This window comes from Bordetella tumbae, assembly GCF_965139195.1.
GTDB lineage: Bacteria > Pseudomonadota > Gammaproteobacteria > Burkholderiales > Burkholderiaceae_B > Bordetella_A > Bordetella_A tumbae.
Map to the genome: position 1 here is coordinate 1 of NZ_CBCSJH010000083.1, position 1,282 is coordinate 1,282.

Consider the following 1,282-nt stretch of genomic DNA (forward strand, 5'->3'; position numbering starts at 1 on the left):
TGTCCTGGTCCAGTTATTTTGGACACGAGGATAGGACTTTTTAAAGAGTGGCCATATTGGTCTTTTCGTAGTCTGCCGGAGAGAGATAGCCCAACGTGGAGTGCAGACGGTGTGTGTTGTAGAAGCCCGCGATGTACTGTGTAACATCGCGCGTGGCTTCGGTAGGATTGTCGTAGCGCTGTTGCCAGACTCGTTCGGTCTTCAGACTCAGGAAGAAGCGCTCCATGACGGCGTTATCCCAGCAGTTTGCCCTTCGGCTCATGCTGACGATCAAGCCGTGGCGAGCCAACAGATCACGATAGACTTGGCAGGTGTACTGCGGCCCTCGGTCGGTATGCACAACCAGCCCAGGCCTAGGCTGACGCAGCGTAATGGCCATGTTCAATGCATTGCATACCAGGGTAGTTTGTAAGTTCGGTCCCATGGCCCAGCCGACCACTTTGCGCGAGTACAGATCGAGCACGGCAGCCAGATACAACCAACCCCGATGGGTACGGATGTAAGTAATGTCGGCGACCCAAGACCGGTCCGGCGCTTCGGGGGTGAACTGGCGATCCAGAACGTTATCCGCGATCAAGAGCTCATGATGACTATTGTTGGTATAGGCAACCTTGCGCTTATAGCGACGAACTCTCAAGCCTTGCTGCTTCATCAGGTGGCGTACCCGGTGGCGGCCCACCGAGTGCCCCTGAGCTCTGAGATAAGCGTGGAGTCGGCGGCTGCCGTAATTGCCTCCACTGGCGTCGAAGGCTTCCTTGAGCTGCGTGGCGAGCGCGCTGGCATCCTGGGTTCGCCGATAGCGCTGGCGAGCCGCATACACACCCGAGCGGCTCACCCCGAGCAATCGGCACAAACGTAGCGTGTCGGCCTTCCCCTGCCACTGATTGATCATCTGTTGGATCACTTCAGTTCTCGGGCGAAGAAGGCCGATACTTTTTTTAGCACTGACACATCTTCGCGCAGCTGTCGGTTCTCTAACTCTAACTGCCGAATACGTTGCTGCTCGGCCGTCAGCGGCTGGCCAAGACCGGGTTGACCCGCTTTTTCGGCATCATATTGCTTGACCCAGCGACGCACGGCGCTACGCACCAAGTCCTGATCCTGACAAACTTGAACAATGCTTAAGCCCTGCTCGCGCACCAGTTGGGCAATATGCAGTTTGAAAGCAGCATCAAAATCTCTACGGGGGCGGGGTGGTTTCATAGTCGTAAGTGTTCCTGGCTAGGGTCAATGACCCTATCTACGTGTCCACTTACATTAGACCAGGACAGNTCATGGGCCG

At 56.2% G+C, this 1,282-nt stretch carries 1 protein-coding gene; it reads right to left on the reverse strand.

Annotation, left to right across the window (positions count from 1 at the left end):
- Nucleotides 1-40 precede the first annotated feature (40 nt).
- Nucleotides 41-1,203, reverse strand: a protein-coding gene (locus tag ACNA0J_RS29660; RefSeq protein ID WP_415822607.1) for an IS3 family transposase whose coding sequence is annotated in 2 segments (ribosomal slippage) — nt 41-942 and nt 942-1,203 — 1,164 coding nt in all. Because the reading frame shifts where the segments join, the coding sequence is not laid out codon by codon here.
- Nucleotides 1,204-1,282 lie beyond the last annotated feature (79 nt).